Below are 5,677 nucleotides of genomic sequence, written 5' to 3' on the forward strand. Positions count from 1 at the left end.
CAATTGACAAAAATCGCTAAATGCCTTTCTATATAAGGGTTCCATCCCTTATAATCCCCGTCCATTGCATAACACAAACCGAAGAGCCGAATGAATAATAATCAGTTAAATGGTCTATTTACAGACTTTATGCCATTTAATCCTTATTTTTGCCGTTTTTGAACCCTGAAAAATTAATTATGCAAGAGGTCTATTTTAAAATTAGATTACGAATTTGTTTGACTTGATAAGTCTTTACTTTTCCTTGTTTGGGTTGTAGATTTAAAATTTCTTCAATTCCTTCTTGAATGAAAATATGATGACTTCCTCGTATTCTTTCATCAAAGCCAAGTTTTCTCAGCAGTTAACAAAGTTGCTCAAACTTTTTCTCGTTTCGCCGCTGCCAGCATTAAATCCCAGGTTTTTTGATTGGCAATTTGGCTATAGGTAGGGTAACTAATGCCATTCAGTCCCAAAGCTTGCAAAGCCCCAATGCTTCCCCGTCTCCACAGTAAAATAGGCAATGCTCACCCTAGTGATGCAAGGCGTAAAATTTCCCAGATTTTCGGATATTCTCGCTGACTACTTTTGTAGGTCTTCATTGGCCCGAAAAATCGCTTCTTGACCATCACTAGAGGCCACAAAACCCATAAAAGCTTTGACCGCTTCACTAGCAGGTTCTTTGTAAACGTAGTAAAGGGTACGCTGCCAGGGATAATTAGGTTCACTGGCTGAAATTCCGTCCACAGCGAGCGCTCTTACGGTTTTTTGGTTGGCGATTTGGCCATAGGTTGCGTAACTAATGCCATTCAGTCCCAAAACTCGCAAGATTGGGGTGGTGGCATCCCTCTCCATCATTTTAAAATTAGTTCCCCTACCAAATTCTCCCCCTTGCAGCACTTCCTGACGAAAACTTTGATAAGTGCCACTAATAGGAGGACGATTAATCACTTGAATAGTAGCAGCAGAACCGCCCACCTCCGACCAAGAGGTGATTTTTCCGGTAAAAATATCTTTAACTTGGGCAGTGGTTAACCCCCCCGCAAAGGGGTTTTTTACTCCCACCACAATAGCGATCGCATCTCGGACGATCGGACTAGAAGCCAATCCCTGAGAGCGTTCTGACTCGGTTAAAGGTCGTGACACCGCCGCAATATCGATCGCCCCCCGGGCCACTTCCTCTAATCCCCTATCAGATCCTTGAGCATTTGTCAAGACTTCTACCCCCTGAAATTTGGCCGTTAAAGCGGCTTTTAAGGCTTGATTAATCTGTACCATACTGGTAGAGCCGTTAATGCGAATTGTCGTGCCACTGGGGATAGAAGTCGGTGGGGCAAAACTGACCACTCCCTGGGGGGAAGGGGGAGGGGGTAGCGGAGAGGAGGCACTTCCCGATGTGGGGGATTTTTGCGGACTTTTACTGCTGCCACAGAGAAAGAATTCTTGACCCGCAGCACATTGACTTTGCAGCCAAAAGTAACCCCCACCTAAAATGCCCGCAGTGGCTAAAAGAGCGATTATTAAAGCAGTTGTTTCGTTTTTTTGAGACATACCCATCATTTGCTGACATTAGGGGGTCGATCGCCCCGACACCGGTGATCAATGGAAGTTTCGATGATATTATCTTAGTGCATGGAAATCCACTCTTGATTTAGGACTGTATATCATGACCCACGCACCTATATCCCCAGTCGTACTGGTTATCCTTGATGGTTGGGGTTATCGCCCGCAAAGGTCGGATAATGCGATCGCAATGGCGAAAACCCCGATTATGGATAGTCTCTGGGAAGTTTATCCCCACACCTTAATCCGCACCTCCGCTAAGGATGTGGGACTACCAGAAGGACAGATGGGCAACTCGGAAGTTGGCCACCTGAATATCGGAGCGGGGCGAGTTGTACCACAGGAGTTAGTACGAATTTCCGATGCGATCGAAGATGGTTCGATTCAACAAAATCAGGCTTTATTAAAACTCTGCGCCGAGATTCGCCCTAAAAAAAGCAAATTACACCTGATTGGTTTATGTTCCGAGGGAGGAGTCCATTCCCATCTCGATCACTTACTGGGATTATTAGACTTAGCGAAAGTGCAAGGGATTAGCGATGTCTGCATTCATGTCATCACCGATGGTCGCGATACTAATGTCACCGACGGAATGCCAGCTATTAAACGGATTCAAGAACATATTAATAAAATCAGTCTCGGTCGCCTGGTGACTCTCAGTGGCCGTTATTATGCCATGGATCGGGATCGCCGTTGGGATCGGGTGGAAAAAGCCTATAACGTGATGACCAGTGATCAAGGTATCGACGGGCGATCGATTACTGAAGTATTACAGGCATTTTATGATCAAAATATTACCGATGAATTTATTCCCCCCACCAGAATTGCACCGGGGGCGATCGAAGCTGGCGATGGGGTGATATTCTATAATTTCCGTCCCGATCGAGCTAGACAGTTATGTCATGCCCTGACTATGCCCGATTTTGAAGATTTCGATCGAGATTTAATTTCTCCCCTCAGTTTTGTCACTTTCACCCAATACGATCCGAAATTACCGGTAGATGTGGCTTTTGCTCCCCAGAATTTAAATAATATTTTAGGACAGGTGATCGCTCAACAGGGATTAAAACAGTTTCGTTGTGCGGAAACCGAAAAATATCCCCACGTCACCTACTTTTTTAATGGGGGGTTAGAAAAACCCTTTGAGGGAGAAGTACGCGAATTAATTCCTAGTCCAAAAGTCGCCACCTATGACCAAGCTCCGGCTATGTCGGCAGCCGCGGTGACAGCAGCGGTCTCTGCGGCGATCGAACAGGGGCTCTATAGTCTGGTGGTAGTCAATTACGCTAACCCCGATATGGTGGGTCATACGGGCATTTTAGACGCGGCCATGAAAGCAGTGGAAACGGTGGATCTATGCTTGGCTAAGTTGTTAAGTAGCATCAATAAATTGGGGGGAACAGTGTTAATCACTGCCGACCACGGTAACGCGGAAACGATGGTGGATGAGTCGGGTAATCCTTGGACGGCCCACACGACTAATCCCGTTCCTTTAATTTTAATTGAAGGGGAACAAAGAAAAATACCCGGCCACGGTGGCGATGTGCAGCTGCGGGATGATGGTCGTTTAGCCGATATTGCCCCCACTATCCTGGAAATTCTCTCTATTCCCGTCCCAGTAGAAATGACCGGGCGATCGCTGATTAAACCAGCCGAAGTGGAAATTAAAGCCAGTCGCACTCCCGTCCGCATCTCGCTTTAACGAGTAAAAAGTCAAGAAAGGGGAATTTTATGCTGAAAACCATCGAAGGTGTTTATCGAGATGGACAAATACACCTAACCGAGTTACCCAATGATATTAGCGATCGCTCACAAGTGCTGGTCACTTTTCTCGATCAAATCGATCCTAGTAAGCTCAGACAACTGATGGAGTATTTAGAGGTCATCGAGGGGATTCAGCAAGGTTTCGAGGAGATAAACTCCGGTAAAACCCGTCCTCTTGCCGATTTTGCCCAAGAAATGGCCGAAAAATATGGTATTTCAGGTTGAAATTACCCCAACTGCCACGGCACAGATCGAAAAAGCCTATCGCTGGTATCGAGGTTATAATGCCGAGTTTGCTGACCGTTGGTTTCGAGGATTAATGAATGCTATTGCGACTCTGCAAGAGAAACCAACTCGTTGTGCTTTAGCGCTCGAACAGACGATTTTTCTACCCAAAGAAGTCCGACAACTTTTTTATGGGAAAGGTAAAAATGTCTATCGAGTGCTTTTTACAATTAGAGATAGTACGGTTTATGTACTATATGTTCGCCATAGCGCCCAAGCACCACTAACACTTGAGGATATAGAGGATGAAGAGGACCCTAGTTGATAACTAATTCAAAGCTGACGGCTTGATAACTGCTATACTTTGTAATGGAAAATAGAGAGTAATAATCATGACAGTGGTGCTGGTAGTACAGATTATTTGGGCGCTGGCGGCGGCCTTTCTGGCGATTTTGGTGTTATTACACAGTCCCAAAGGGGATGGTATTGGCGGTATTGGCGGCCAATCACAGATTTTTACCAGCGCAAAAACGGCGGAAAAAACCTTAAATCAGGTGACTTGGGCGTTGGGGACGGTATTTATCACCCTAACTATTGTACTAAGTGCCGGCTGGTTAAATCGCTAAATGCTGAGAGGTCGGTTCTCTTTTCTAGGACTCGCGGCCTTGGCGAGTCTTTTGCTGTTTTCCTATTCTTTGATCGCCGACAGTCGATCGCTACCGGAGTTAAAAACCCATCCTTTACCCGCTAATTTAGCCCAATGGCAAGAGCAAAACCAGTCCGGGGATTATTTTGATGCTGTGGAAATCAGTCCCGTGGGGGCGTTGATTTGGTCGCAATTTCCCGTGAAGATTTATGTTCACAGCGATCGCAGTTCTTGGCTGAGTTTGGTACAACAGGCGATCGCTGAATGGGGGCAGTATTTGCCGATGGAGTTGGTAAATCGGGCAGAATTGGCCGATATCCTCATTAAACGGGAGTTACCGCCGTCGGGAGTCCGTTTTAATGCCGAAACGGGTAAGTTAGAACTGCCCCGGGTGCGTTCTGCCATAACACAATACGAGATTTTTGTCAAGGAAAATCGCTTAACTCATCGGATGAGTATCCAGATTAGTCCTAATTTAGCCGATCGGTCGGCCTTAGCGGCAGCGCGGCACGAATTAGGTCACGCTTTGGGAATTTGGGGTCATAGTCCCCTAGAGACGGATGTGATGTATTTCGCTCAAACTAGAGATATTGCCCCGATTTCTAGCCGGGATATTAACACTTTAAAAAAGGTTTATCAGCAGCCAACTAAGTTAGGTTGGCAGATGGATAAGCTAGGGTATCTAATACCTGAATAGGTAAATATTGCTCTTCAGTCGGTTCTGCTATTAAAAAGTATAAGTTATGGATATACTTAGTATAACTGACTAAGATCCAGAAGATTAACCATCGCTTAAACCTCTATTTCCTCTAGCCATGTTTTAATCGCACTGATTAACTTGGGTTGCTGGGGAGGGGTGTTGCTGACTCAAGCTATGAATGCCAACTGTGCATCCTATCCAAAAGTTAGTTTAGCTCTAGGTTTTAAAAACCCCACACAAGAAGATTCCTATTGCAAATCAGCAACCCCAATCTTTGCCACCCTCGACAACTAAGCCAATACTAGAAACATATTGTACGGGTTTGCCTAACATTAAGGGATCTATTTCTCCCCAATCGTAAGGTTCATAATCTTCTAAACGAGATAGTTCGCTATCTAACCAATCATCTCTAGGGGCTGTTTTTTCCGAGGGATTGGGCTGTTTCAGGGAGTCTAAGGGTTTAGTCATGGGGAAAAAATGAGTTGGGAATTTATGGGACGTAACCCGCCATGGAAGTGGGAATGATTTGTTGCACGATGGCAAATCCGCGGGTTTCAAAATGTCCTATACACAAACATTTTACCCACTAAGTAGGTAGGAGTTAAAAATTATCAGATGCCCCCCTTATTAAGGGGGGATTAAGAGGGGATCCCCCCGCCTATCGACACCCCCCTTATCAAGGGTAGGGCTGTTTCATTCTCCCATCAGAATATCAAAAGTAAAAGCGATCACTGTCAGGTAAAATGAGAAGTGAACGCGAACTTTTGAAAGATATGTTGAGCTTAATAGAAAAACTAAAA

At 45.2% G+C, this 5,677-nt stretch carries 9 protein-coding genes; 5 read left to right on the forward strand and 4 right to left on the reverse strand.

Going from position 1 to position 5,677, the window contains the following annotated elements:
- Window positions 1-190: 190 nt before the first annotated feature.
- The 3 genes from PX482_RS01390 to PX482_RS01400 are packed head-to-tail and all read right to left on the reverse strand — an operon-like array spanning window position 191 to window position 1,539.
- Window positions 191-343, reverse strand: coding sequence for a type II toxin-antitoxin system HicA family toxin (locus PX482_RS01390; RefSeq protein WP_071825081.1), 153 nt, complete (start codon window positions 341-343; stop codon window positions 191-193).
- A 13-nt stretch (window positions 344-356) separates the two neighbouring features.
- The gene (locus PX482_RS01395) at window positions 357-503 is read right to left on the reverse strand and encodes a hypothetical protein (RefSeq protein WP_002761310.1); all 147 of its coding nucleotides are present in this window, start codon (window positions 501-503) and stop codon (window positions 357-359) included.
- A gap of 58 nt (window positions 504-561) precedes the next feature.
- The gene (locus PX482_RS01400) at window positions 562-1,539 is read right to left on the reverse strand and encodes a phosphate ABC transporter substrate-binding protein (protein WP_002761312.1); all 978 of its coding nucleotides are present in this window, start codon (window positions 1,537-1,539) and stop codon (window positions 562-564) included.
- A gap of 106 nt (window positions 1,540-1,645) precedes the next feature.
- Here PX482_RS01400 and gpmI point away from each other — a divergent pair, with 106 nt between their 5' ends.
- From gpmI to PX482_RS01425, 5 genes are all read left to right on the forward strand, one after another.
- Window positions 1,646-3,244: a 2,3-bisphosphoglycerate-independent phosphoglycerate mutase gene (gene gpmI / locus PX482_RS01405; RefSeq protein WP_288121992.1), complete on the forward strand. Its 1,599-nt coding sequence runs from the start codon at window positions 1,646-1,648 to the stop codon at window positions 3,242-3,244.
- A 29-nt stretch (window positions 3,245-3,273) separates the two neighbouring features.
- Window positions 3,274-3,531 carry a hypothetical protein gene (locus PX482_RS01410; RefSeq protein ID WP_002761316.1) on the forward strand — a complete coding sequence of 86 codons (258 nt, stop codon included), beginning with the start codon at window positions 3,274-3,276 and terminating at the stop codon, window positions 3,529-3,531.
- Window positions 3,515-3,856 (forward strand): type II toxin-antitoxin system RelE/ParE family toxin, encoded by a 342-nt coding sequence (locus PX482_RS01415; RefSeq protein WP_002761318.1) that lies wholly within the window; start codon window positions 3,515-3,517, stop codon window positions 3,854-3,856. The genes PX482_RS01410 and PX482_RS01415 overlap by 17 nt, the downstream gene beginning before the upstream one ends.
- 67 nt (window positions 3,857-3,923) lie before the next feature.
- A complete protein-coding gene (secG, locus tag PX482_RS01420) occupies window positions 3,924-4,157 on the forward strand; it encodes a preprotein translocase subunit SecG (RefSeq protein WP_002736485.1) in 234 nt (77 codons plus the stop codon).
- Window positions 4,158-4,874, forward strand: coding sequence for a peptidase (locus tag PX482_RS01425; RefSeq protein ID WP_288025559.1), 717 nt, complete (start codon window positions 4,158-4,160; stop codon window positions 4,872-4,874).
- A gap of 261 nt (window positions 4,875-5,135) precedes the next feature.
- Here the strand turns inward: PX482_RS01425 and PX482_RS01430 are convergent, their stop codons facing one another.
- The gene (locus PX482_RS01430) at window positions 5,136-5,345 is read right to left on the reverse strand and encodes a hypothetical protein (RefSeq protein ID WP_002761322.1); all 210 of its coding nucleotides are present in this window, start codon (window positions 5,343-5,345) and stop codon (window positions 5,136-5,138) included.
- Window positions 5,346-5,677: the final 332 nt, after the last annotated feature.

Source organism: Microcystis sp. M53602_WE12 (assembly GCF_030065455.1).
Lineage (GTDB): Bacteria > Cyanobacteriota > Cyanobacteriia > Cyanobacteriales > Microcystaceae > Microcystis > Microcystis aeruginosa.

What these genes read in the sequence shown, in the direction of transcription:
- PX482_RS01400 (WP_002761312.1), bottom strand. Translation starts at nt 1,539, where the DNA reads ATGATGGGTATGTCTCAAAAAAACGAAACAACTGCTTTAATAATCGCT.
- gpmI (WP_288121992.1), top strand. Translation starts at nt 1,646, where the DNA reads ATGACCCACGCACCTATATCCCCAGTCGTACTGGTTATCCTTGATGGT.
- PX482_RS01410 (WP_002761316.1), top strand. Translation starts at nt 3,274, where the DNA reads ATGCTGAAAACCATCGAAGGTGTTTATCGAGATGGACAAATACACCTA.
- PX482_RS01415 (WP_002761318.1), top strand. Translation starts at nt 3,515, where the DNA reads ATGGTATTTCAGGTTGAAATTACCCCAACTGCCACGGCACAGATCGAA.
- secG (WP_002736485.1), top strand. Translation starts at nt 3,924, where the DNA reads ATGACAGTGGTGCTGGTAGTACAGATTATTTGGGCGCTGGCGGCGGCC.
- PX482_RS01425 (WP_288025559.1), top strand. Translation starts at nt 4,158, where the DNA reads ATGCTGAGAGGTCGGTTCTCTTTTCTAGGACTCGCGGCCTTGGCGAGT.
- PX482_RS01430 (WP_002761322.1), bottom strand. Translation starts at nt 5,345, where the DNA reads ATGACTAAACCCTTAGACTCCCTGAAACAGCCCAATCCCTCGGAAAAA.